The following is a 24,895-nucleotide window of genomic DNA, read 5'->3' as shown; positions in this document are numbered from 1 at the left end:
ATGGGTGAGGGCGCTTTGCTTGCGAAGCATTGCTTCGCAAGCGCCCGAACGCACAGCCGCCAGCGGCTGGGCCGGGCCCCGGAGGGGGACTTGCAGCGTCCCCCGCAACCGGACCCACCCCGCCAATCCACGGAATGCCAGCTTTTGCTTTTGCTTTTGCTGTTGCTGTTGCTGTTGCTGTCGCTGTCGCTGTCGAGGCTACCGGCCAGCGGCCGGCACTACCGCAGGTGCAGGGCTGCAAGCCCTGCCAAACACCCCTCAACCTTCGCAGTTGGCGAACACGTCGCGGTCGCGCTCGTACAGCGCCGTCTTAACCTGCATGAGGCCCAGCACCGACGGGAACAGGTTGTCGTGGTCGGTATAGGCCGCCGAACGCTTGCGCACGCACTGCAGGTCCAACCCACGGCTGCTGGCGAAGCCCGGCGAGAACCACATCGTCATCGGTACGCGGGTCTGCTCGGCCGGTGCGATCGCATACGGCACGCCATGCAGGAACAGGCCCTTCTCGCCCAGCGATTCACCATGGTCGGACAGGTAGATCATCGCCGTGTCGTAATCCTGCATGCCCTGCAGGGTAGCAATGGTCTTGCTCAGGAAATGATCGGTGTACAACACCGCGTTGTCATAGCTGTTGGTGATCTCGTCGCGCGAGCAGCGGCCGATGTCACGGGTGTCGCAGGTCGGGGTGAAGCGGCGGAACGCGGGCGGATAGCGCTCGAAATAGGCCGGGCCGTGGTTGCCCAGCTGGTGCAGCACCACGACCCGGTCGCCGGGCTTCGCACGCACCTGGGTGGCCAGGTCCTGCAGCAGGATCTCGTCCATGCAGCGGCCATCGGCGCACAGGCCGGGTGTGGTGGCGTCGGACAATGACTGGAAGTCCAGGCCCTCGCACACGCCCTTGCAGCCGGACTGGTTGTCACGCCACAGCGGCGCGATGCCGGCGCGGTTCAGTACGTGCAGCAGCGACTGGTGCGCACGGATCTTCTTCTCGTCGTAGTCGTGGCGGCCCCACGGCGAGAACAGGCACGGCAGCGAGACCTCCGTGCTGGTGCCGCACGAATGCATGTCCGGGAAATTGATCACGCTGGCCTGCGCCAGTTCCGGGGTGGTGTTGCGGCCACCGTTGAGGCCCCAGTTCTGCGCACGCACGGTCTCGCCCATGACGATCACCAGCAGGCGCGGCTTGCTGGCCGGCGCTCGCGGAGTGGCCTTGGCGTCGGTGCCGATCGGCAGCTTCGGTGCGCGCTGCACCGGGTTGTCGCCACGCAGCGCACGCGGCATGCCCAGCAGCACGTTGGCCGGAGTGGCGAGGTAACGCACTTCGCGCTGGTTGCGCATCAGTGCCGAGACGTCCTGGAACGAGATCAACGCGCCGCCGACGGCAGTCACCGCCGACACCACCAGGAAGCCGAGGCGCCACAGCAGGCTGCGGCCCCAGCTGCGACGGCGCAGCTGCACGCGCCACAGCACGATCATCGGCAGCACCGCCAGCAGCAGTACCGGCCACAGCAGCGACACGGTCATCAGCTCGCGGCTTTCCTTGGGGTCCGTCGCCAGCACGTTGCGCAGCATGTCCGCATCCAGGTAGATGTGGTAGCGGCTCATGTAGTGCGCGGCGAATGCGGTCACCAGCAGCAACAGGCTGATCACCACCTTGGCGTTCCAGCGCCAGACCAGGATGCCCAGCAGTACGCCGTGAGCACCCAGCAGCAACAGCAGCAGCGAAAGCGCGTAGCGCAGGCTGCCTGGATGGCTGGCCATCGCGCTGTGCCAGAACAGGCCATTGCCGGCCACCGCGAAGAACAGGCTGGTCAGCGCGATCAGCGCTTCGGTGGACAGCTGCGGCCGCCAGTGGCGCAGACCCGAAAGGGCGGGGAGGCGGGCGGGCCGTTGGACCGATGCGCTCATGCGTTTGCCTCCTGACGGTTGGCATGGTTCAGTTGACGGTGTGTCAGGACGCGCTTGACGATCAGATAGAGGCCGAGCGAAAGCAGCCAGCAGATCAATGCAGTGGCGACGTCATGCGAAAGGAAATGCGCTCCGCGCAGCTGCTGGCTGATGCCGAACACCAAACCGGCGCCGAGGCCGATCCACAACCCGGCCCAGCGCCACGACGGGCGCCATAGCAGGGCGAAGTAGTACAGGCACAGCCAGGCGTAGCCGGCACTGGCGTGCCCGGCCGGGAAGCAGGCCTGCGCGGCCATGCCAGCGGGGCGTGCGGTGAAAAGCCCGATAAATGGCTGGTGGCCGCCGTAGCGCAGCAAGTCCCAAGGGCATTCCATCGGCACCAGCGACTTCAGCAGGGAGATCACGCCGGTGCCCAGCGCCAGGGCAAGTACGACATAAAGCAGCGCCCACCGCAGGGTGTGATCGCGTCCTTTACGCCAGTGATGGAAGCACAGCAGGAGCACGACCAGCGCCGCCGCAGTGCTCAACCATTTACCGGCCTTGTGCACGACGCTGCGGGTGATCCAGGCGTCCTGTAGCACCCATCGGCTGCCCTCAAGGCGGAACAGGTGATCGGCCACCCACTGGTCGCCGCCGAACCCCATTAGCAGCGCAAACACGGGCAGACCGATTGCGACAGGCAGCCAAAAGTGAGTTACGGCGAATCTTGACGCCAGTGGCGATGTCGCAAGCGGCGCGATCGAATCAAGGGGACGAACGGGCATGCTGAGGGAAGGCGGGTTCGGGAATCCGCAGCCATGCTCGTCACCTGCATGTCGGAGAAGGGTCGGACGCTCGTTCGCGCCGGGTTAATGATTTCCCCGGCACGAGTCAACGTTCAGTCTTCTTCGGCGGTCGAGCCGGCCCGTTCGGCGTGGCATTGCGGGTCCCAGGCCGTACCGGGAAGCAGTTGCCAACGATTCCTGTTGGCCATGCCGATGTCGATCACCTTGGCCGGATCCACGCAGGGACTCATCGCCTCGTCCAGCACCAGCAGCCAGCGCTTGTCCGGCGCTTCGGCGAGCCAGGGGCCGGCATCGTGCCATTGCTCGGCCCAGGGCCGCTTGAAGCCGAACTCGCGTACCGGGCGGTCAGCCTGCAGCAGGTTCTGCTCGCGCCAGGCGACCAGCGCCAGTTCGGCGTCCGGACCGATCCGCGCGCCGACGCGGCGCATCAGCGCCGATGCCGATGCGTAGGGATCCAGTGCCGGGATCAGCACCAGGCCGTAGAGCATCCACAGCATGCCGTGGGTCAGCAGCACCAGTGTCGTGGCGCGGCGCACCCGCAACCAGACGGCCAACGTGGCCAGCGCGATGGCGAAGGTCAGCAGGCCATCACCCAGCACCGGCAGCAGCGTATCGGGCATGGCCCGGCGCTCCAGTTGCGCCAAGGCCCACGGGTGCTCGGTCATCAGCATCACGCCGAGCACGCCGGTGGCCAGCATCAGCACCACGCTGTAGCCGAACAGATACCGGCGCACGCACAGCCGGCGCAGCAAGCCCGGCAACAACGGCGCAACCGCCAGTGCCATCGCAGGCAGCATCGGCAGCACATAGACCTCGCGCTTGCCCGGGCTGGCACTGAAGAACACCAGCACCAGCAGCGCCCAGCCCAGCAGCAGCCACTGCCGGCGGTCGCCCCGGCGGATGCGGCGCCACCACGGCTTGAAGAGCAGCGGCAGCAGCAGGCTGCCCGGCAGCCACAGGGTCAGGATCACCTGCAGGTAGTACCAGGCCGGTTGGCGATGGTGCCAGGCGTTGGCATAGCGGGTACCGGTCTGCTTGAACAACAGTTCATGCGCGTAGGCCTGCAGTTCGGCGCTGGGCGTGTGCAGCAGGGCCCAGCCCAGCGGCGCAAGCCACACCGACACGCCCAGCAGGAAGGCCGGGATCAGCCACAGCAGCGTTGCCGGGTGTGGGCCGTCAACGCTGCGCCCGCGGCGACGCTGGTACAGCCACCAGCCGAACCACGGTAGGACCATCAGCAGCGGCAGGAAACCCACGCCTTTGGTCACCGTGCCGAGGCCAGCGGCGAACCCCGCCAGCCACAAGGCAGCCAGGTTGCGGCGTTCGCACAGGTGGCGCATCAAGCCCCACAGGGCCACCGTGGTCATGCCGACCAGCACCATGTCGATCTGCGCGCGCTTGGCCATCAGGCCAAACTGCAGGGTGCAGAACAGCGCCGCCAGGGCGTACAGGGAATGCCGCGGTGACCACAGTCGGCGTGCCAGATCCGACACCAACCACAGGCTGAGCAGGGCGCCCAGCAGCGACGGCAGCAGGAACGACCACTGCCAGCTGCCGACGATCTCGTAGGCCGCCGCCTGCAGCCACATGAAGACGGGTGGCTTCTCCGCATACAGCTCCACGCCCCGGTGCGGCAGCAGCCATTGCCCACTCTCGACCATGGTGCGGGCCGCCAGCACGAAGCGCGGCTCGTCCGGTGGCTGCGGCTGCCGAAGGCCGATCCCCGCTGCCAGCGCAGCAACGATCAACAGCCACAACAGGGGCAGGCGCCAACGGCGGGGCAGGGCTACGGGCACGGCAGGCTCCGGGAGCAAAAACGGCCATTCTGAGGTGGCGGGGGTTGGAAAAGCGTCAGAGGAGGCCGGGACGACCGCATTCCGACATGGGCAGCGCTACCATGGTACGAACTTCCGTGGATGTTTCGTGCATGCGTCTGTTGGTGATCGAGGACAACCGCCAGCTGGTGGCCAACCTGTTCGACTACTTCGAGTCGCGCGGGCACGTGCTCGACGTGGCCCCGGACGGCATCACCGGCCTGCACCTGGCCGGCAGCCATCCCTACGACGCGGTGATCCTGGACTGGATGCTGCCGCGCATGGAGGGGCCGGAGGTGCTGCGTCGCCTGCGCGCCGAGCAGGCTTCGGAGGTGCCGGTGATCATGCTGACCGCGCGCGACGAACTGCCGGACAAGATCACCGGCTTCCGCGCGGGTGCCGACGATTACCTGACCAAGCCGTTCGCCCTGCCCGAGCTGGAAGTTCGGCTGGAGGCGCTGCTGCTGCGTGCGCAGGGCCGGAACCCGCGCAAGCGCCTGCAGGTGGGCGACCTGGTGCTTGACCTGGCGACCCTCGAAGCCCAGCGGGGTGGTCAGGTGCTCCACCTCTACCCGGCCTGCCGCAAGCTGCTGGAGGTGCTGATGCGCGCCAGCCCCGGTGCGGTCACCCGCCAACAGCTGGAGTTCGCCCTGTGGGGCGACGAGCCACCGGATGGTGACCTGCTGCGCTCGCATGTCTATGAGCTGCGCCGCAGCGTCGATGGTCCGTTTGCCGACAAGCTGATCCACACCCTGCCGCGGGTTGGTTACCGCCTTGCGGTGACCGCGGCCGCCGATGCAGGCAAGGATGATGATGAAGGCGCGTAGGCCAGGCCCGCTGTACCGGCGCGTGGTGTGGTGGTTGCTGGGCTACTTGGCCCTGCTGTCGATCGCTGTGTTCAGCGTCGGCAACTACGTGCACGAACACGCCGAACATGCCGCCTGGCGCGCGCTGCTCAATTCCGAACTGGACAGCATCGTCGAGCACGTCGAGCATGAACCGCACTATCGCTGGCAGGATTCGGACACGCTCAGCCTGTACCGCTTCGATGCAGTCAACCTGCCTGACAGCCTGCGTACGCTGCATCCGGGCCTTCACGACGGCGTGATGATCAAAGGCCGGGAGACGGCGGTGATGGTGCGCGAGACCCGGTCGATGGGACGGGTCGCGCTGGCGCTGGACATCTCCGATTTCCATGACCTGGAGCAGTTCGCCACGCGCTGGGTGATGCTGGCCGGGGTGATCATGATCTTCGTCACCGTGCTGATGGCGTCCTTCGGCATGGAACGCATGGTGCGCCCGTTGAGCCTGCTGGCCCAGCACATCGGCGCATTGCGGCCGGGCGTTCAGGGCCAGCGCATCGAGGTCGACCCGCGCGGCAGTTCCGAGCTGCACACCATCGCCGATGCGCTGAACGACTACCTGGACCGCAACGAGCAGTTCGTCGAGCGTGAGCGGGTCTTCATCAGTACCGCCAGCCACGAACTGCGCACGCCGATCGCAGTGATGACCGGTGCAGCCGAGCTGGCGCTGGAGCAACCGGGCCTGCCCGAACGTGCCCGCCAACAGATGCAGCGGGTGCTGCGCACGGCACAGAGCGTGGAGCAGCTGATCGAGCTGCTGCTGGTGCTGGCGCGTGATCCCGCGCGCCTGGCCGCACGTGCCGAGCGCATCGCACTGGACCAGCTGCTGCCGGAGATCGTCGACGACCATCGCTACCTGCTCGGCGACAAGGACCTGAGCATCGGCATTCAGGCTGCGCCGGTGGATATCGTCGCGCCGCTGGCGGTGGTGCAGGCGGCGATCGGCAACCTGCTGCGCAATGCCATCGAAAACAGCGGCCGCGGCCATATCGAGCTGCAGCTGAGTTCGTCGGCGGTACTGACCCTGCAGGACCCCGGGCACGGGATGAGCCCGGAGGAGATCGCGGCGATCCACGCGCGCATGGCCCGCGGCGAGCGTGCCGATCGAGGCAGTGGCATCGGCCTGGACCTGATCGCGCGGCTGTGCGAGCACCTGGGCTGGACGCTGCAGTTGCAGCCCCGCCAACCGCGCGGGACGCGTGTCACCCTGGACTTCGGCGCTTCGCGCCCCGCTTGATCGGACGGCCGACCTGCTCCGCGCTGCGGCATGACCCGACGTGAAGACAATGTTAATCTCGACCTGCGCCGCTTCATGCGGCGCTTTTTTTTCCCGCTCCTTCGATCGACAGAGGATCCCATGCCGACCGAACCCGCTACTGCCCTGATCAGCAACGATATCGTTGGACTGGGCCTGATTGCCGCCACCCTGGCCCTGATCTTCTGGGCCGCCAGTGGTCCGACCCCGCTGTTGAAGAAGATCTTCGCCTGGGTGCCGGCACTGCTGCTGTGCTACTTCATCCCCGCCATCTACAACACCGCCGGTGTCATCGATGGCCACAACACCTCGCTGTACAACCCGGTCGCGCGTGACGTGCTGCTGCCGGCCGCGCTGGTCCTGCTGACGCTGTCGATCGACCTCAAGGGCGTCATCAAGCTGGGGCCGAAGCTGTTGCTTGTGTTCTGTGCCGGTACCGCTGGCATCATGCTCGGTGCGATCGTCTCCTTCCAGCTGATGAAGCTGATCCATCCGGAAACGGTGGCCGGTGATACCTGGGCCGGCATGGCCGCGCTGGCCGGCAGCTGGATCGGTGGCGGCGCCAACATGGTCGCCATGCGCGAAGTGTTCGGCACCGATGCCACCACCTTCGGGCAGTTCGCCGTGGTCGACGTGGCCTGCGCCAGTCTGTGGATGGCGATCCTGCTGTTCCTGGCCAACCGCGCGCAGCAGATCGACACCCGCAACGGGGCCGATACGCGCGCCATCGACGAGATGAAGGCACGCATCAGCGCCTACGAGGCACAGAACGCGCGCATTCCCAGCATGACCGACCTGATGGTGATCGTCGGCGTGGCACTGGGTGGCGTCGGCCTGGCTCACGCCATCGCCGCACCGCTGTCGGGCTGGTTCAAGGCCAACGTCAGTTGGGCCAGCCAGTTCAGCCTGGACAGCCAGTTCGTGTGGGTGATCCTGCTGTCCACGGCGATGGGCCTGGGCCTGAGCTTCACCCGTGCGCGCCGGCTGGAAGCCGCAGGCGCTTCGCGGTTGGGCACGGTGTTCCTGTACTTCCTGATCGCCTGCATCGGCATGCAGATGAACCTGCTGTCGCTGCTGGATCGGCCGTGGCTGTTCCTGCTCGGCGCGATCTGGATGGCTACGCATGTGCTGGTGCTGTGGGTGGTGGCCAAGCTGCTGCGCGCGCCGTTGTTCTTTTTCGCGATCGGTTCGCAGGGCAACATCGGGGCGGCCGCCTCGGCTCCCGTGGTGGCCGCGGCCTTCCATCCGACGCTGGCGCCGGTGGGGGTGCTGCTGGGGACGGTGGGCTATGCCACCGGTACCGGGTTGGCCTATGTCACCGGCCTGATCCTGAAGTGGATGGCCGGCGCCTGAGTTCTGACCGGACGTTCCTGTTGCGGGTTCGCGGCGTGCGCCGCGAACCCGCTCTGCCCGTGTAGGGCCGAGCACGCGCTCGGCCTTCTTTTGCCTGCGAAAAGGCCGTCCCGGCCCTCAACAGCAGCGGCCACCATTGCGTCCGCCGTAGCGCGCTTCCTGGCGCTCGCGGAAGAACGTCTTGTAGTCCATCGGCTCCTGGTCCGGATGCTTTTCCAGCATATGCCGGACGTAGTTGTCGTAATCAGGAATGCCACAGCACAGTCGTGCGGTCTGCACCAGGCGCCGCCAGATGCGGCGGTGCGCCTGGTACTGGCCGGCGGGAACCAGTTGCGTACTCATCACAGATCCACCATTTCATGCGGCTTCAGCGCCACGTAAGGGGTCTCGCGGTCGCTGCGCTGCGGATTGCGGCGTGCCGCCAGGATGGTCTTGATCGAATACACCAGGACTGCGCCCACCACCAGCAGGAACAGCGCGGTCAGGCCGGTATTGACGTAGGCGTTGACCACGATCTGCTTCATCTGCGCCACCGACTTGGCCGGCGCCGTGATCGTGTCGCTGGCGAGCGCGGCCTGGAACTTGTGTGCCTGTGCCAGGAAACCCTGCGCCGGGTTGCTGTCGAAGATCTTGATGAAGCCGGCATAGGTGGTGCAGATCAGCAGCCACACCGCCGGTACCGCAGTGACCAACGCATAGCGGTCGCGCTTCATCTTGAACAGCACTACCGTGCCCAGCATCAGCGCGATACCGGCCAGCATCTGGTTGGAGATGCCGAACAACGGCCACAAGGTCTGGATGCCGCCGAACGGATCGACCACACCGGTGTAGAGCAGGTAGCCCCACAGCGCCACGCAGCCGGCGGTGCCGATGATGTTGGCGGTCCACGACTCGGTCTTCTTCAGCGCCGGGACGAAGTTGCCCAGCAGGTCCTGCAGCATGAAGCGTCCGGCACGGGTGCCGGCGTCCACCGCGGTCAGGATGAACAATGCTTCGAACAGGATCGCGAAGTGGTACCAGAACGCCATCATTGCGTCGCTGCCACTGGGGATCGCTTCGTGCAGGATCTGCGCGATGCCCACCGCGAGTGTCGGTGCGCCACCTGCACGATGCAGGATGGTCGGCTCGCCGATCGCCGCCGCGGTCGCGGTCAGCTGCTCCGGCGTGATGGTGAAGCCCCAGGTGTTGGTGATGTAGTGCGCCGCCGACGCCGCATCGGCGCCGATCACCGCCGCCGGGCTGTTCATCGCGAAGTAGATGCCTGGATCGATGATCGAGGCCGCGACCAGCGCCATCACCGCCACGAACGATTCCATCAGCATACCGCCGTAGCCGATGTAACGCATGTGCGCTTCATTGGCCAGCAGCTTCGGCGTGGTGCCGGAGGAGATCAGCGCATGGAAACCAGAGACCGCACCGCAGGCGATGGTGATGAACAGGAACGGGAACATGCCGCCCTTCCACACCGGGCCGTCGCCACTGGCGGCGAACTGGGTCAGCGCCGGCATCTTCAGTTCCGGCATCACGATCAGGATGCCGACGGCCAGCGCGATGATCGTGCCGATCTTGAGGAAGGTCGACAGGTAGTCGCGCGGGGCCAGCAACAGCCACACGGGCAGCACCGATGCGACGAAGCCGTAGCCGATCAGCATCCAGGTGATCTGGGTGCCGGTGAACGTGAACGCCGGGCCCCACACTGGGTCGGCGGCGACCTTGCCGCCGTACCAGATCGCGGCCAGCAGCAGGATCAGGCCGACCACCGAGATCTCGCCGATCTTGCCGGGGCGGATATAGCGCATGTACACGCCCATCAGGATGGCGATAGGCATCGTCGCGATTACCGTGAACATGCCCCACGGGCTTTCGGCCAGCGCCTTGACCACCACCATCGCCAGCACCGCCAGGATGATGATCATGATCAGGAACGCACCGAACAACGCGATGGTGCCAGGTACCTGGCCCATCTCTTCTCTTACCAGGTCGCCCAGCGAACGGCCGTTGCGACGGCTGGACAGGAACAGCACCATGAAGTCCTGCACCGCACCGGCCAGCACCACGCCCACCACCAGCCACAGCAGTCCAGGCAGGTAGCCCATCTGCGCGGCCAGGACCGGGCCGACCAGCGGGCCTGCGCCGGCGATGGCGGCAAAGTGGTGGCCGAACAATACGTGCTTGTTGGTCGGCACGTAGTCCAGGCCATCGTTGTTGATCACCGCCGGCGTGGCCCGGGTCGGATCCAGCTGCATCACCCTGTTGGCGATGAACAGGCTGTAGAAGCGGTAGGCCACCAGGTACAGCGAAACCGCGGCGACGACGATCCACAGCGCATTGATGTGTTCGCCGCGGCGCAGGGCCACGGTGCCCAGACAGAAGGCGCCGAGCAGGGCGAGGGCCGCCCAGCCTATTTTGGAAAACCCTTTCATGAGGTGCTCTCTCCCGGAAAGACAGTCAAAGAGTCCCGCGTGCCCTCGACAGGGTCAATTGGCACAGGACGAATCGGCGGTAGTACTTTGGTCGTACGCTTGTTGTGCTGACGTGCAGCGAACATCAGGGATGGAACAATCGGTTGCGGCGCCGTCCATTGGCGTGTGGCCGTGCGGCGTCCATCTTCAGTGGCATCCATCCAACAGGAGTCGCCATGAGCTTTCCCGAACCGGTCCGCGTGCTGCGGACCATCCGTGGCATGCCCACCTCCGACGGTGCCGGCGTGCGCCTGACCCGCGTCATCGGTGGCCCGACGCTGCCCGACCTCGATCCGTTCCTGCTGCTTGATGAATTCGGCACCGACCGCGCCGAGGACTACATCGCCGGTTTCCCGGAGCATCCGCACCGCGGATTCGAGACCGTCACCTACATGCTCGACGGGCGCATGCGGCATCGCGACAACCATGGCAACGAAGGCCTGCTGACCCCGGGCAGCGTGCAGTGGATGACCGCTGGCCGCGGCCTGGTGCACTCGGAGATGCCCGAGCAGGAAAGCGGGCAGATGCGTGGCTTCCAGCTGTGGGTGAACCTGCCGGCAAAGGAGAAGATGACCGAGCCGAAGTACCAGGAGTTCGCGCCTGAGCGGATTCCCGTGGTGCACCCGGAAGCGGGCGTGGAGGTGAAGGTGATCGCTGGCACGGTCGATGGCACCCGCGGCCCGATCGTGCAACCGGCCACCGACCCGCTCTACCTCGACATCACGTTGGCGCCCGACCGTGCCTGGACCTACGCGCTGCCGGAAGGGCACAACGCCTTTGCGTACGTGTTCGAAGGTGGCGTGACTGTGGGTGAGCAGGACGCCGCGCGCGACGTCGCTCGCCAGGAACTGGCGGTGCTGGGCGGTGGCGAGCAGTTGCACATCTCGGCCGGCAATGAAGGCGCGCGCCTGATCCTGGTGGCCGGCCGTCCGCTGCGCGAACCGGTGATGCGCCACGGGCCGTTCGTGATGAACACGCGGCAGGAACTGATGCAGGCCTTCGTCGATTTCCAGGAAGGCAAGTTCTGACGTAGTACCGGCCGCTGGCCGGAAACTGCCTCGCCTGGAGGCGGATCGGGGTGCCGGCCAGCGGCCGGCACTACCGTTGGATCGGGTCGCGCTGCGGGGATGCTGCCAGGCAGTCATCCCCGTCATCCTCAGCGCCCGGCGGCCACGGCCGACGGGGTCAGGCTCATGCCCTGCGCCAGCTGTTGCAGTGACCCCAGCTCCTGCGCGCTGTCCGGATACAGCGAAATCTGCGCGTAACGCCCCTTGTCGAGCTTGACCACGCTGATGCGCCGTTCGGCATACCCCGGCGGTTGCTGGCCGCCCAGGTCGGGCTGGTACCAGTACAGCGATTCACCGCCGAAGCTGCCTTTTTCCTGCCGCAGCGAGCGGTTCAGCGGAATGGACGGGTCACGCGCGCTGAGCATCAGGCTCAGCACTTCCCGGCCATCAGGGGTGCTGGCGCGGCAGACCAGGAAATCGGCCTGCACCTGCTGCTGCCACTGCAGACCGCTGCTGGCCGGTAGCGAAGGACATTCGGACGGCGCCTGCGCGGCGGCGTGGGCCGCAGCGAAAAGCAGGCTCGACAACATGACAGGCACGAACTTCATGCATCCCCCAAGGTGATGAATTGGTTGGCTTCGCCAGCAGAGCCGGCGACCATGGCATCCCATCCCCGGACGCCCCCCATCCGGCATGTGCACGGACGGTCAACTCAACCTTAACGGAACGTGAGCAATCGCACAATTCGCGGTTGCAAGCGCAACCATTGCGGCCGAGGGTCGGCCGCAATGGTTGCTGCGGGGATCAGCGGTCGTTGCCGATCCACTTGTAGATCAGGCCACCGATCGCGCCACCCAGCAGCGGGGCGACCCAGAACAGCCACAACTGGCTGACCGCACCGCTGCCGGCGAAGAAGGCCACGGCCGTGGAGCGGGCCGGGTTCACCGACGTGTTGGTGACCGGGATGCTGATCAGGTGGATCAGGGTCAGCGACAGGCCGATCGCCAGCGGGGCGAATCCGGCCGGTGCCTTGCCGTGGGTGGAACCCATGATCACGATCAGGAACACCGCCGTCAGTACCACTTCGCACAGGAAGGCGGCCGCCACGCTGTAACCACCGGGCGACAGCGCGCCATAGCCATTGCTGGCGAACGCTCCGGCCTGGCTGCCGTCGATGGCGAAGCCACTGGCGCCGGAGGCGATCTGCAGCAGGATGAAGCCGGCCAGCAGGCCGCCGGCGACCTGGGCGATGATGTACGGCACCAGGTCCCTGGTCGGGAAGCGACCACCCGCCCACAGGCCGACGCTGACCGCCGGATTGAAGTGCGCACCGGAGATATGGCCGAACGCATAGGCGCCGGTCACCACGGTCAGGCCGAAGGCGAGCGCCACGCCGAGGAAACCGATACCCAGCGGATTGCCGTCACCACCGAACTTGGCGGCCAGCACCGCACTACCACAGCCACCCAGAACCAGCCAGAACGTGCCGAGGAATTCGGCGGACAAGCGTTTACCCATGCTCATGTGTTGCACTCCTTTGACGGTCGAAAGTGTGATTTATGTCACATTTCAATGATCAGCGGGTGACTGTAGCGTCAACGCCGGGTGCAGGAATACACCCTCGGCTGTGTGCAACACGCGATGCTCAGTACTGCGGCAGCGGGATGAACTCCTTGTCGTCGCCGGGGATGGTGCCGAAGCGACCGGCCTCCCAATCGTGCTTAGCCTGCTCGATACGCTCCTTCGAGCTGGACACGAAGTTCCACCACAGGTGGCGCGGGCCATCCAGCGGCTCGCCACCGAACAGCATCGCCTTTACCGGTGTCTTTGCGCGCAGGCGGCCGCGTGCGCCGGCTTCGGGGATGACCAGGTGCTGTGCGGGGATGTCCACGCCATCCAACTGCGCGTCGCCCTCAAGGATGTACAGCGCGCGCTCGCGGTGGCCGTCGTCGATGTCGATTTCCGCGTCCGCGTCCAGATCGATCGCCACATTGAGCGTATCGGCGAACACTTTCACCGGCGATTCCTCGCCATAGGCGCGGCCAGCGATCACCCGCAGCCAGGCGCCGTTGCGGCGCTGCTCGGGCAGGGTGGCCGCAGCATGGTGATAGAACGCCGGCTCGATTTCCTCGTGCGATTTCGGCAGCGCGACCCAGGTCTGCATGCCGTGGATCGGGTTGTCATGGTCGCGGTCCGGTTGCGGTGTCCGCTCGGAATGGGCAATGCCGCGACCAGCGGTCATCCAGTTGACGTCGCCGGGACGGATCACCTGGTCCGATCCAAGTGTGTCGCGGTGGCCGATCGCGCCCGACCACAGGTAGGTGACCGTGGCCAGGCCGATATGCGGATGCGGGCGCACGTCGATGGCGGTGCCGGGGTGCATCAGTGCCGGGCCCATCTGGTCGACGAACACGAACGAACCGATGCTGCGGGCCTGCAGGGTGGGGACGGCGCGACGGACTTCGAGGCCGCCGATGTCGTGCACGCGCGGAGCGATGATGGTGGTCATGCGGGCGTTCTCGCTGGCAGGGATCAGGCGATCAGCATCGCATGCGGCTGTGACGGGGACATGCCTCGTATGGGTAACAGGGTGTTCCAGCCAACGGCGCAGCCCCTCGTGGCTGGTTGCTTGGTCGCTGACGGCACAAGCACAAGCCGTGCTTGGCCGGGCGGGGTGGGTTCGCGGGGGACGCCGTGAATCCGTCCGTGGAGGCTTGGCCGCGGCATCCATGCCGCGGACACCCCCGCGAACCCACCCCGCCCGGCCCCTGACAGTTTCCGTGTGCGTCCAGCCACGGAGAAGAAAAAAAGAAAATCAAGATCAAACGCCGGTCGCTTCGCTCGCGTCCACGCGTGGTTCAAGCGTTTCGACCAAGGTCGACACCTACCAGCCATCGCAGTTCACCAACCGTCACCGGGAAACTGTCTGGGTGGGGCGGTGTGGGCTTGCAGGACCGTTGGCGCCATAGATGGCGCCATCGAGCCCCCATGGGTGAGGGCGCTTTGCTTGCGAAGCACTGCTTTGCAAGCGCCCGAACGCACAGCCGCCAGCGGCTGGGCCGGACCGCGGAGCGGGGTTTACGGCGTGTCCTGCCTGCCCACACCGTCCCGCCCAACAAACAGAAAAGCCAGAGCCGGCTGTTGCTCCGGCTCTGGCTTTGGCTTTTGCTTCGGCGGTTGCCTCTGCGGGTGCCGGGCCGCAGGCCCGGCCGATGAACTCAGACCACCGGTTCGCGCAGGACGGGGTTGTCCCAGCCCGGGCGCGGGGCGAAACGGTCGCCGTGGCGCTGCTGCAGCGCCTTCAACCGCTCGACGATCACATCGGCACCGACCGCACGGATGTGCTGGATCGGACCGCCGCGGAACGGAGCGAAACCGGTGCCGAAGATCACGCCGGCATCCAGCAGGTCCGTATCGGCCACCACGCCTTCGTGCAGGCACGCCACTGCCTCGTTCAACAGCGGCAGGATCAGGCGGTCTTCCAGGTCGGCCGGGGCCTGGTAGTCGCTGGCCACGTCCGGCTTCTTCGGCTTGCCGTTTTCCCAGGTGTAGATGCCCTGGCCATCCTTCTTGCCACGCTTGTCCGGTTCCACCGTCTGCAGCGCGGCCGGAATCTGCAGGCCCAGGAACGGCGCCAGTTCGCGGCCGACACCGGCGGCCACGTCCAGGCCGACGGTATCGATCAGTTCGATCGGGCCCATCGGCATGCCGAACTTCACGGCGGCCTTGTCGATCACCGGGCCCGGGATGCCTTCGGCGTAGGCGGTGGCGGCTTCCAGCATGTACGGGAACAACACGCGGTTGACCAGGAAGCCCGGGCTGCCGGCCACCGGCACCGGGAACTTGCCCAGCGCCTTGCAGAACGCGGCCAGGCGGCGCTCGGTCTCCGGCGCCATGCCATCGTGGTGGATGATTTCCACCAGCGGCATCTGTGCTACCGGGTTGAAGTAGTGCAGGCCGGCGAACTGCGCCGGGCGCTGGATGTGATCGCGCAGTTCCACCAGTGGAATCGACGAGGTATTGGTGGTCAGCAGGGCGTCCTGCTTCATCTTCGGTTCCAGCGTCTGGTACAGCGCACGCTTGGCTTCCGGGTTCTCGATGATCGCCTCGATCACCAGATCCGCTTCGGCAACCCCATTGCCTTCCAGGTCGGCACGCAGGCGTGCGGCCACGGCGGGGCGCTTGCTTTCGTCGCGCACCTTCTTGGCAAACAGCGCCTGCGCGCGTTCCATGGCCGGGTCGATGAAGCGCTGCTCGCGGTCCTGCAGGGTCACCTCGAAGCCCTTGTAAGCGGCCCACGCGGCGATGTCGCCGCCCATCACGCCGGCGCCGACCACGTGCACGTGACGGATGCCGGAATCACCACTGCCCAGGCCCTTCAGTCGCTCGGTGAGGAAGAAGATACGGATCAGGTTGCGCGCGGTCGGTGTACTGGCCAGCTTCACCACGGCGCGCCGCTCGGCGTCCAGGCGGGCCTGGATCGGCTTGCCGCCACTGCGTTGCCAGGTGCTGATCAGCGCGTACGGCGCCGGGTACTGGTCCTTCTTCGCCTTGCGTGCGACCTGCTTGACCATCTGCGGCGCCAGAAGCCTGCGCGCCAGCCAGGTGTTGGTGGCCCACGCCGTCGCGCGCTGCTTGAACGGGCGGGTGGTGCCGGACAGCGCCAGCGCGACGGCGGTGTCGAGCACCACCGCTGGCGCCACCACCTTGTCGACCAGGCCGATGCCACGCGCGGCCGAGGCCGACAGGGTGCGGCCGGTCAGCATCATGTCCATCGCCGCCGGCGCGCCCACCAACTGCGGCAGGCGGGCGCTGCCGCCCCAGCCCGGGAAGATGCCCAGCTGGGTTTCCGGCAGGCCGATGCGGGTGCTGCTGTCATTGGACGCCACGCGGTAGCGGCAGGCCAGCGCCAGTTCGGTGCCGCCGCCCAGGCAGTGGCCGTGGATCGCCGCAACGGTGGGGCAGGGCAGCTCGGCCAGCTTCTGATAGGTCGCCTGGCCACGACGGATCGCGTCGTTGACAGTGCCACGACGGTCGAATTCCTGGAACTCCTTCAGGTCGGCACCGGCAATGAAGCCGGCCTTCTTCAGTGACTGGACCACCACGCCTTTGGGTGGGTCCAGCGCGATGCGCTCAAGCAGGTCGCCCAGCTCCAGCAGCACGTCCTGCGACATCGCGTTGACGCTGCTGTCCTGACGATCCAGGGAGAGAACCACCACGCCGTCGTCGCGGATCTCGGGGTGCCAGTGGCTGAAGCGGAGACCATCGAAGCCTGAGAGCATGGACGTTCCATCCGGTTGTGTATGGAGAAGCGGCTATGATCCAGAGGTTGTTTCCCCCGCGTCAAATCCCAATAGCAGGGGAGTGGCGCCCCCGGATCCATGGCCGTGGACCGGGACGCTAACGGAACGGTGGTTAAAAGCTGGTGCGGCGCCAGGTGATCGGCGACTGAACTTTTCCCGGGATTGGCAGTCTCATTGCCCGACGTCGGTTGGGCTGACAGGAGTGCGGCCCCTCATGGCCGAGGTTGATACACCACAGGAGCTGGATCTGGAACTGGTCCGGCGCGTGCAGCACGGCGAGAGTGCCGCCTTCGATGTCCTGGTGCGCAAGTACCAGCATCGGGTGGTGGCCCTGGTCGGTCGCTACATCGCCGACTGGAGCGAATGTCAGGACGTCGCCCAGGACACTTTCATCCGTGCCTACCGCGCGATCGGGAGTTTCCGTGGCGATGCCCAGTTCTCAACCTGGTTGCATCGAATCGCCGTGAATACCGCCAAAAACTACCTGGCTTCACACAATCGACGGCCGCCGACCGATGACATCGACATCGGCGATGCCGAACAGTTCGACAGTGGTACGCGCCTGCGTGACACCGACACGCCCGAACGCGAGTTGATGCGCCAGGAGCTGGAACAGACGGTGATGAAGGCCGTCAACGCGCTGCCGGAAGAACTCCGGTCAGCGATCACCCTGCGCGAGGTGGAAGGCCTGAGCTACGAGGATATCGCGCAGAAGATGGGGTGCCCGATCGGCACGGTGCGTTCACGGATCTTCCGGGCGCGCGAGGCGATCGACACCGAACTCCGGCCGCTGCTGGACATCGGCAGCGCCACCCGTGAGAAGAGCCGCGTATGACCAGTAACCCGTTCAACGAATCGCAGAACCATCAATCGCCCGCCGGGCAGCGCCTGGACCAGCGCCATCGCGAGCAGCTGTCGGCCCTGGTCGATGGCGAGCTGGGCGCCGATGAAGCGCGTTTCCTGCTGCGCCGGATGGAGCACGACCCCGAGCTGGCCGGTTGCCAGGAGCGCTGGCAGCTGCTGGGCGACGTGATGCGCGGGCAGGCGTCGGCACTGGCTCCGGCCGGGTTCAGTGCCGCCGTGGCTGCCGCCATCGCGGCCGAGCCGGCGCCACAGGCCGAGCCGCGTCGCCAGGTACGTCGCAGTGGCTGGCGGGCCTGGGGCGGCGGCGCCGCCCTGGCCGCGTCGGTGGCCGCCGTCGCGCTGTTCATCGGCGGCGAGAAACTGAAGGAGGCCACGCCGGGTGAACCGCTGGCGCCGCAGGTGATCGCCAGCCAGGCGGAACTGCCGCCGGCGCCAACCGCGCCGGCCCCGGTGACCGAAGCATCGGTGGATACCGCCGCGATGGCCGTGGCGGCGGCGCCGGCTGTGGCGATGGCTGCCACCAGCCGTCGCCAGGACGCCCGCCGCGCCAGTGCAACCCGCAGCCAGCAGGCCGCGCGTGCCGCCCAGCGCGATGACGCTCCGCAGCGCGCCATCGCCGCCCTGCAGGCACCGCTGGCTCCGACCGTACCGGCCAACGCCAACCACAACCTGCCATTCGGTGAGGTCGGCGGGCTGCAGGCCCGGCCGTGGCCGCGCTCCAGCCTGGCGCCGACCGCGGGTGGTGCGCTCAATGCCAGTTTCCCGGCCCGCGCCGGCGGTGCCGCGTTCTACCCGTTCGAGCCGCGCCTGCAGGACGACCTGCCGGTGCCGCCGCGCCCGCGCGACTGAGCCGGGCGCCTTCACGCCCCGCCGTCGGCGGGGCCCGTATTCCTCTTTCCATCCGACCCGGAGGTTGCCGTCCGATGACTCCCCGACTTCGCACGCAGGCCATTGGCCTGCTGGCCCTGACCCTTCCCCTGGTGGCCTGCGCGCAGGCGCCGGCGCCTGCCGCCCCGGCCCAGCCTGCGCCGGCCGCGGCGCCGCGGGCGCCTGCACAACCGCTGGTCAGTGGCTTGCCTGACTTCACCAACCTGGTCGAACAGGTCGGCCCGGGCGTGGTCAACGTCGACACCACCATCGTCCGCAACAACCGCCAGGCCTCGCGCGGCCCGATGGGCGACGATGACATGCCGGAGTTCTTCCGCCGCTTCTTCGGCCCTGACTTCCCGATGCCGGGGCAGGGGCCGGGTGGGCAGGATGGCGGTCCCAGCATCAAGGGGCGTGGCATGGGATCGGGCTTCATCATCTCGCCCGATGGCTATGTGCTGACCAACTACCACGTGGTGGCCGACGCCAGCGAGGTGAAGGTCAAGCTGGGCGACAGCCGCGAGTTCACTGCCAAGGTGGTGGGCAGCGACCAGCAGTACGACGTGGCCCTGCTCAAGATCGATGGCAAGAACCTGCCCACCGTGCGCGTGGGCGATTCCAACACCCTGAAGCCGGGCCAATGGGTTGTCGCGATCGGCTCGCCGTTCGGCCTCGACCATTCCGTTACCGCCGGCGTGGTCAGCGCCGTCGGTCGCAGTACGGGGGGGCCGGACCAGCGCTACGTGCCATTCATCCAGACCGACGTGGCGATCAACCAGGGCAATTCCGGTGGGCCGCTGCTGAACACCCGCGGCGAAGTGGTCGGCATCAACTCGCAGATCTTCTCGGCCTCCGGTGGCTACATGGGCATCAGCTTCGCGATCCCGATCGACCTGGCGATGAGCGCGGTCGAGCAGATCAAGAAGAGCGGCAAGGTCACCCGCGGCCAGCTCGGCGCGGTGGTCGAACCGATCGATTCGTTGAAGGCGCAGGGACTGGGCCTGCCAGACAGCCGCGGCGCGCTGGTCAACCAGATCGTGGCCGGCAGTGCGGCCGCCAAGGCCGGCGTGCAGGTGGGCGATGTCATCCGCTCGGTCAACGGCAGCGCGGTCAACAGCTGGTCCGACCTGCCGCCGCTGATCGGTGCGATGGCGCCGGGCAGCAAGGTGAACCTGGTGGTTTACCGCGACGGCAAGCCGCATGAGCTCAGTGCCACGCTGACCGCACTGAGCGAGGACGGGCAGGCCAATGCCCGCGGGCCGTCGGCTGGCGGTGGCGAGGCGGCTCCGCAGACCGGTGCCAACGCCCTGCTGGGGCTGGATGTCAGCGACCTGAACGCGGCCCAGCGCAAGCAGTTGGGGCTCAACGGCAATGAAGGCGTGCGCATCACCGGGGTCAAGGGCCAGGCGGCACGCGATGCCGGCCTGTCGCCGGGCATGGTGATCCTGCAGGTCGGCCGCACTGCGGTCGGCAGCGTGGATGCCCTGAACCGGGCGTTGTCCAGCTTCAAGAAGGACGACGTGGTGATGCTGCTGGTCCGCACGGCCAACGGCAACAGCGCCTTCGTGGCGGTGAAGGCCGGCCAGTAAGGCTCCTGCCGGGGCCGCTTCGGCGGCGCCGGCGCGGCCCCCGAAGCCCCGCCCCGGCGGGGCTTCGGCCGTTCTGGCCCCGGTCCGATGAGGCAGTTTTCGCGGCCGGGCGCCGGGCATGCGATAATCGACCGTTACCCTGACGACGCCGCGCGCCGCCGCCACCTATGTCTTCTGATTCGATGCGGAACATCCGCAACTTCTCCATCATCGCCCATGTCGACCACGGCAAGTCCACGCTGGCCGACCGCATCATCCAGCTCTGTGGTGGCCTGCAGGCCCGCGAGATGGAAGCGCAGGTGCTCGACTCCAATCCCATCGAGCGCGAGCGTGGCATCACGATCAAGGCGCAATCGGTGTCACTGCCGTACCTGGCCAAGGACGGGCAGACCTATCACCTGAACTTCATCGACACCCCCGGCCACGTCGACTTCTCCTATGAAGTCAGCCGCTCGCTGGCCGCCTGCGAGGGCGCGCTGCTGGTGGTCGATGCGGCGCAGGGCGTGGAAGCGCAGTCGGTGGCGAACTGCTATACCGCAGTGGAGCAGGGCCTGGAAGTGGTGCCGGTGATCAACAAGATCGACCTGCCCACCGCCGACATCGAGCGCGCCAAGGCCGAGATCGAGGCCGTGATCGGCATCGACGCTTCCGACGCCGTGCCGGTCAGTGCCAAGACCGGCCTCAACGTGCAGGACGTGCTGGAGGCGATCGTCCATCGCATCCCGCCGCCGGTGCCGCGCGACACCGACAAGCTGCAGGCGCTGATCATCGACTCGTGGTTCGACAACTACCTGGGCGTGGTCTCGCTGGTGCGCGTGATGCAGGGCGAGATCAAGGCCGGTGACAAGCTGCAGGTGATGTCGACCGGCCGCAACCACCAGGTCGACAACGTCGGCGTGTTCACTCCCAAGCGCAAGGTGCTGCCGGCGCTGCGTGCCGGTGAAGTGGGCTGGGTCACCGCCAGCATCAAGGACGTGCATGGTGCGCCGGTCGGCGACACCCTCACCCTGGCCGGCGATCCGGCGCCGAAGCCGCTGCCGGGCTTCCAGGAAATGCAGCCGCGCGTGTTCGCCGGCCTGTTCCCGGTCGATGCCGAGGACTACCCGGACCTGCGCGAAGCGCTGGACAAGCTGCGCCTGAACGATGCCGCGCTGCGTTTCGAGCCGGAAAGCTCCGAAGCGATGGGCTTCGGCTTCCGCTGTGGCTTCCTGGGCATGCTGCACATGGAGATCGTGCAGGAGCGCCTGGAACGCGAATACAACCTGGACCTGATCAGCACCGCGCCGACGGTGGTGTATGAGGTCCTGAAGACCGACGGCTCGGTCATCAACATGGACAACCCGGCCAAGCTGCCGCCGGTGAACCAGGTCGAGGAGATCCGCGAGCCGATCATCCGCGCCAATGTGCTCACTCCCGAGGAATACATCGGCAACATCATCAAGCTGTGCGAAGAAAAGCGCGGCAGCCAGATCGGCATCAACTACCTGGGCAGCCAGGTGCAGATCAGCTACGAGCTGCCGATGGCCGAGGTGGTGCTGGACTTCTTCGACAAGCTCAAGTCGGTCAGCCGTGGCTATGCCTCGCTGGACTACCACTTCGTGCGCTTCGACGCCGGCCCGTTCGTGCGCGTCGACGTGCTGATCAACGGTGACAAGGTCGACGCACTGTCGCTGATCGTGCACCGCAGCCACGCCGACCGCCGTGGCCGCGAGCTGTGCGAGAAGATGAAGGACCTGATCCCCCGGCAGATGTTCGACGTGGCCATCCAGGCCGCCGTCGGCTCGCAGATCATCGCCCGCACCACGGTCAAGGCGATGCGCAAGAACGTGCTGGCCAAGTGCTATGGTGGCGACGTCTCGCGCAAGAAGAAGCTTCTGGAAAAGCAGAAGGAAGGCAAGAAGCGCATGAAGCAGGTCGGCCGCGTGGAGATCCCGCAGGAAGCGTTCCTGGCCGTGCTGCAGATGGACAACAAGTAAGCCCGCACCGGCCTCGCGGGGCCGGTCGTCTGGTGACGTTGCAAAGGACCCTGAATGAAACTGTTTGAGATCCTCCTGGTCGTGCTGACCCTGGCCTCGGGCCTGATCCTGCTCGCCGACAAGCTGTACCTCGCCAAGCGCCGCGCCCAGCGCGCGGGCCTGCTCGACACCGAGCCGGTGCTGGTGGACTACTCGCGTGCATTCTTCCCGGTGCTGGCGATCGTGCTGATCGTGCGCAGTTTCATCGCCGAGCCGTACAAGATCCCGTCCAGCTCGATGATGCCGAACCTGCTGATCGGCGATTTCATCCTGGTCAACAAGTTTTCCTACGGCCTGCGCCTGCCGATCAGCAACACCAAGATCGTCCCCTTCGGCGAGCCGTCGCGCGGCGACGTGGTGGTGTTCCACTTTCCCGGCCACAGCGACAACGACCCGGCCAAGGGCGAGAACTTCATCAAGCGCGTGATCGGCGTGCCGGGTGACACCGTGGTCTTCGAAGGCGACGGCGTGATCCTCAATGGCGAACCGCTGAAGTACGACAACAAGGGCATCTATGCCGGCCACAAGGGCCAGGGCGAGGGCGCCAACCTGCTGGTCGAGCACCTGCCGGGCCGTACCCATACCGTGCTGGAGACCGACTATCCGCGTGGCCAGGGCCAGTGGACCGTACCGGCCGGCAAGTATCTGGTGATGGGCGACAATCGTGACAACAGCGACGATGGCCGCTTCTGGGGCCTGCTGCCGGAAGAAAACCTGCGCGGCAAGGCCTTCCTGATCTGGCTGAACTGCCAGGGCTGGTTCTGCAAGGATGGCTTCGAGCCGTCGCGGATCGGCTCGAGCATCAACTGAGTACCTTCACATCCAACGCGTATCTGGGGAGAACGCAATGAAGACGATGAACACGCAGCGTGGCATGACCCTGACCTCGTTCCTGGCGGTCCTGATCGTGGTGGGTTTCTTCCTTTACATCGGCATGAAGCTGTTCCCGATGTACCAGGAGTATTACGCGGTGCGCTCGGCGATGAAGAGCCTGGCCAAGGAGCCGGGTGTGGGCAGCATGGAGCCGGCCCGGATCCAGGATCTGTTCTTCAAGCGCCTGTACATCAATTACTCGGAAAACGTGAAGCCGGCCAACGTGAAGTTCGACCGTCGCGACAACGGCTGGACTCTCAAGGTCAACTACGAAGTGCGCCGTCCGCTGGTCGGCAACCTGGACGTGGTTGGCAAATTCGATTCATCCCAGGACCTGACCCGAAGCGGTGCCGAATAAACCTTTCCAACGTGGTGACCTGATCGGTCATCCCTTCCGCGACCCGGCGCTGCTCAAGCAGGCGCTGACGCATCGTAGCGCCGGTGCGCCACACAACGAGCGCCTGGAGTTCCTGGGCGACAGCATCGTCAACATGATGGCGGCCGAGGCGTTGTACCGACGCTGGCCCAAGGCTGACGAGGGCGCGATGACCCGTGCCCGCGCCGAACTGGTGCGTGAGGGCGCGCTGGCGGTGATTGGACGTAGCCTGGAGCTGGGCGAGCGGCTGATCCTGGGCCCGGGCGAAATGAAGTCCGGTGGCCACCGTCGTGATTCGATCCTGGCCGACGCGGTGGAAGCCGTGGTGGCTGCGATCTACCTGGACGCCGGTTTCGAGGCCTGCCGGGCGGTGGTACTGCCCTGGTTCAGCGCTTCGATCGAGGCACTGCCGGCCTCCGGCCGACCCGAGAAGGACCCCAAGACCCGCCTGCAGGAATGGCTGCAGGCCCGACAGAAGCCGTTGCCGCAGTATGAACTGGTGTCAGAATCCGGTGACGACCACGCCAAGCACTTCCGGGTACGCTGCAACGTAGCCGACCCGGCCGCCAGCACCGAGGGCGAAGGCGCCTCGCGGCGGCTTGCCGAACAACAGGCGGCTGCGGCCGTCCTAGAACAACTGGATTCCAAGTGAGCGAACAAACTCCCCATCATTGCGGCAGCGTGGCCGTCATCGGCCGCCCGAACGTGGGCAAGTCGACCCTGACCAATGCCCTGGTCGGCGCCAAGGTCAGCATCGTCTCCAACCGTCCGCAGACCACGCGCCATCGCCTGCTGGGCATCGCCACCTATCCGGAAGGCCAGCTGGTGCTGGTCGACACCCCCGGCCTGCACAAGGTGCAGAAGCGTGCGATGAACCGGGTGATGAATCGCGCCGCGCGTGGCTCGCTGGAAGGCGTCGATGCCGGCCTGCTGGTGATCGAAGCCGGTCGCTGGGATGAAGAGGACAGCCTGGCGTTCAACGTGCTGCGCGACGCCGGCATCCCGGTGGTGCTGGTGGTCAACAAGATCGATCGCCTGAAGGAAAAGGGCGCGTTGCTGCCGTTCCTGCAGCAGGTGACCGAGGGTCGCGACTTCGCCGCCGTGCATCCGATCTCCGCGCAGAAGCGCAACGGCCTGGAAGCGCTGGTGCGCGACGTGCTGAAGCTGCTGCCGGAAGCCCCGCCAATGTTCGGCGAGGACGAGATCACCGACCGCAGCCAGCGTTTCCTGGCCGGTGAACTGGTGCGCGAGCAGCTGATGCGCCAGCTCGGCGAGGAACTGCCGTACGCCACCACTGTCGAGATCGAGCGCTTCACCGAGGACGGCAACCTGCTGCGCATCGGTGCGGTGATCTGGGTCGAGCGTGAAGGCCAGAAGGCCATCGTGATCGGCAAGGGCGGCGCTCGCCTGAAGGAGATCGGCGCCAAGTCCCGCCTGCAGATGGAGCGTCTGTTCGGGGCCAAGGTGTTCCTGGAAACCTGGGTGCGCGTGCGTGAAGGCTGGTCCGACGACGAGGCCGCGCTGAAGGCCTTCGGTTACGAGTAAGGCGTTGTAGTCGCTT

The 24,895-nt window shown here is 66.5% G+C and carries 21 protein-coding genes; 12 read left to right on the top strand and 9 right to left on the bottom strand.

The window, feature by feature from the left end; genetic code table 11:
• Nucleotides 1-258: 258 nt before the first annotated feature.
• The 3 genes from AC2A1N_RS06745 to AC2A1N_RS06735 all read right to left on the bottom strand — a co-directional run bounded on the left by AC2A1N_RS06745 (nt 259) and on the right by AC2A1N_RS06735 (nt 4,489).
• Nucleotides 259-1,908 (bottom strand): phosphoethanolamine transferase, encoded by a 1,650-nt coding sequence (locus AC2A1N_RS06745; RefSeq protein WP_484371819.1) that lies wholly within the window; start codon nt 1,906-1,908, stop codon nt 259-261.
• On the bottom strand, nt 1,905-2,672 hold the full coding sequence (locus AC2A1N_RS06740; protein WP_061479819.1) for a phosphatase PAP2 family protein: 768 nt from the start codon (nt 2,670-2,672) through the stop codon (nt 1,905-1,907). The genes AC2A1N_RS06745 and AC2A1N_RS06740 overlap by 4 nt, the downstream gene beginning before the upstream one ends.
• A 113-nt stretch (nt 2,673-2,785) precedes the next feature.
• Entirely contained in the window at nt 2,786-4,489 is a 1,704-nt protein-coding gene (locus AC2A1N_RS06735; protein ID WP_061479818.1) for an ArnT family glycosyltransferase, read from the bottom strand.
• A gap of 131 nt (nt 4,490-4,620) precedes the next feature.
• Between AC2A1N_RS06735 and AC2A1N_RS06730 the strand changes: the two genes are divergently transcribed.
• From AC2A1N_RS06730 to AC2A1N_RS06720, 3 genes are all read left to right on the top strand, one after another.
• A complete protein-coding gene (locus tag AC2A1N_RS06730) occupies nt 4,621-5,334 on the top strand; it encodes a response regulator transcription factor (protein WP_072169171.1) in 714 nt (237 codons plus the stop codon).
• Nucleotides 5,321-6,607, top strand: a complete 1,287-nt coding sequence (locus AC2A1N_RS06725) for a sensor histidine kinase (protein ID WP_061479822.1) — start codon at nt 5,321-5,323, stop codon at nt 6,605-6,607. The genes AC2A1N_RS06730 and AC2A1N_RS06725 overlap by 14 nt, the downstream gene beginning before the upstream one ends.
• Before the next feature lie 120 nt (nt 6,608-6,727).
• A complete protein-coding gene (locus AC2A1N_RS06720; protein ID WP_005418276.1) occupies nt 6,728-7,978 on the top strand; it encodes a DUF819 family protein in 1,251 nt (416 codons plus the stop codon).
• A 117-nt stretch (nt 7,979-8,095) separates the two neighbouring features.
• On the opposite strand, the gene AC2A1N_RS06715 is transcribed toward AC2A1N_RS06720, so the two are convergent.
• Entirely contained in the window at nt 8,096-8,320 is a 225-nt protein-coding gene (locus AC2A1N_RS06715) for a YbdD/YjiX family protein (protein ID WP_005410613.1), read from the bottom strand.
• The gene (locus AC2A1N_RS06710) at nt 8,320-10,401 is read right to left on the bottom strand and encodes a carbon starvation CstA family protein (protein WP_484371816.1); all 2,082 of its coding nucleotides are present in this window, start codon (nt 10,399-10,401) and stop codon (nt 8,320-8,322) included. The genes AC2A1N_RS06715 and AC2A1N_RS06710 overlap by 1 nt, the downstream gene beginning before the upstream one ends.
• A gap of 215 nt (nt 10,402-10,616) precedes the next feature.
• On the opposite strand from AC2A1N_RS06710, the gene AC2A1N_RS06705 reads away from it, so the two are divergent.
• Nucleotides 10,617-11,468 (top strand): pirin family protein, encoded by an 852-nt coding sequence (locus tag AC2A1N_RS06705; protein ID WP_053499689.1) that lies wholly within the window; start codon nt 10,617-10,619, stop codon nt 11,466-11,468.
• Between the two features lie 128 nt (nt 11,469-11,596).
• Here AC2A1N_RS06705 and AC2A1N_RS06700 read toward each other — a convergent pair whose 3' ends face one another.
• From AC2A1N_RS06700 to AC2A1N_RS06685, 4 genes are all read right to left on the bottom strand, one after another.
• Complete coding sequence (locus tag AC2A1N_RS06700; protein ID WP_032954397.1) at nt 11,597-12,055, bottom strand: hypothetical protein; 459 nt, start codon at nt 12,053-12,055, stop codon at nt 11,597-11,599.
• A gap of 196 nt (nt 12,056-12,251) precedes the next feature.
• Nucleotides 12,252-12,971: an aquaporin Z gene (gene aqpZ, locus AC2A1N_RS06695; RefSeq protein WP_057493448.1), complete on the bottom strand. Its 720-nt coding sequence runs from the start codon at nt 12,969-12,971 to the stop codon at nt 12,252-12,254.
• Nucleotides 12,972-13,092: 121 nt separating this feature from the next.
• The gene (locus AC2A1N_RS06690) at nt 13,093-13,956 is read right to left on the bottom strand and encodes a pirin family protein (RefSeq protein WP_061479815.1); all 864 of its coding nucleotides are present in this window, start codon (nt 13,954-13,956) and stop codon (nt 13,093-13,095) included.
• A 709-nt stretch (nt 13,957-14,665) separates the two neighbouring features.
• Nucleotides 14,666-16,729 carry a 3-hydroxyacyl-CoA dehydrogenase NAD-binding domain-containing protein gene (locus tag AC2A1N_RS06685; RefSeq protein ID WP_484371813.1) on the bottom strand — a complete coding sequence of 688 codons (2,064 nt, stop codon included), beginning with the start codon at nt 16,727-16,729 and terminating at the stop codon, nt 14,666-14,668.
• A 235-nt stretch (nt 16,730-16,964) separates the two neighbouring features.
• Here AC2A1N_RS06685 and rpoE point away from each other — a divergent pair, with 235 nt between their 5' ends.
• From rpoE to era, 8 genes are all read left to right on the top strand, one after another.
• Nucleotides 16,965-17,585, top strand: a complete 621-nt coding sequence (rpoE, locus tag AC2A1N_RS06680) for an RNA polymerase sigma factor RpoE (protein WP_005418256.1) — start codon at nt 16,965-16,967, stop codon at nt 17,583-17,585.
• Nucleotides 17,582-18,463 (top strand): sigma-E factor negative regulatory protein, encoded by an 882-nt coding sequence (locus AC2A1N_RS06675; protein WP_061479813.1) that lies wholly within the window; start codon nt 17,582-17,584, stop codon nt 18,461-18,463. The genes rpoE and AC2A1N_RS06675 overlap by 4 nt, the downstream gene beginning before the upstream one ends.
• 74 nt (nt 18,464-18,537) lie before the next feature.
• Nucleotides 18,538-20,070, top strand: a complete 1,533-nt coding sequence (locus AC2A1N_RS06670) for a DegQ family serine endoprotease (RefSeq protein WP_061479812.1) — start codon at nt 18,538-18,540, stop codon at nt 20,068-20,070.
• Between the two features lie 182 nt (nt 20,071-20,252).
• Nucleotides 20,253-22,046 (top strand): translation elongation factor 4, encoded by a 1,794-nt coding sequence (gene lepA, locus AC2A1N_RS06665; protein ID WP_005418237.1) that lies wholly within the window; start codon nt 20,253-20,255, stop codon nt 22,044-22,046.
• Nucleotides 22,047-22,100: 54 nt separating this feature from the next.
• Entirely contained in the window at nt 22,101-22,895 is a 795-nt protein-coding gene (gene lepB, locus AC2A1N_RS06660; protein ID WP_005418234.1) for a signal peptidase I, read from the top strand.
• Between the two features lie 37 nt (nt 22,896-22,932).
• Complete coding sequence (locus AC2A1N_RS06655; RefSeq protein WP_014038086.1) at nt 22,933-23,316, top strand: DUF4845 domain-containing protein; 384 nt, start codon at nt 22,933-22,935, stop codon at nt 23,314-23,316.
• Complete coding sequence (rnc, locus tag AC2A1N_RS06650; protein ID WP_061479811.1) at nt 23,306-23,986, top strand: ribonuclease III; 681 nt, start codon at nt 23,306-23,308, stop codon at nt 23,984-23,986. Before AC2A1N_RS06655 ends, rnc begins: the two co-directional genes overlap by 11 nt.
• The gene (era, locus tag AC2A1N_RS06645) at nt 23,983-24,879 is read left to right on the top strand and encodes a GTPase Era (protein WP_005410599.1); all 897 of its coding nucleotides are present in this window, start codon (nt 23,983-23,985) and stop codon (nt 24,877-24,879) included. The genes rnc and era overlap by 4 nt, the downstream gene beginning before the upstream one ends.
• The last annotated feature ends 16 nt before the right edge of the window (nt 24,880-24,895 follow it).

Source organism: Stenotrophomonas maltophilia group sp. SKK55 (genome assembly GCF_057179845.1).
The sequence above is the reverse complement of the archived record's forward strand: the minus strand, read 5'-3'. Positions and strand labels throughout refer to the sequence as shown.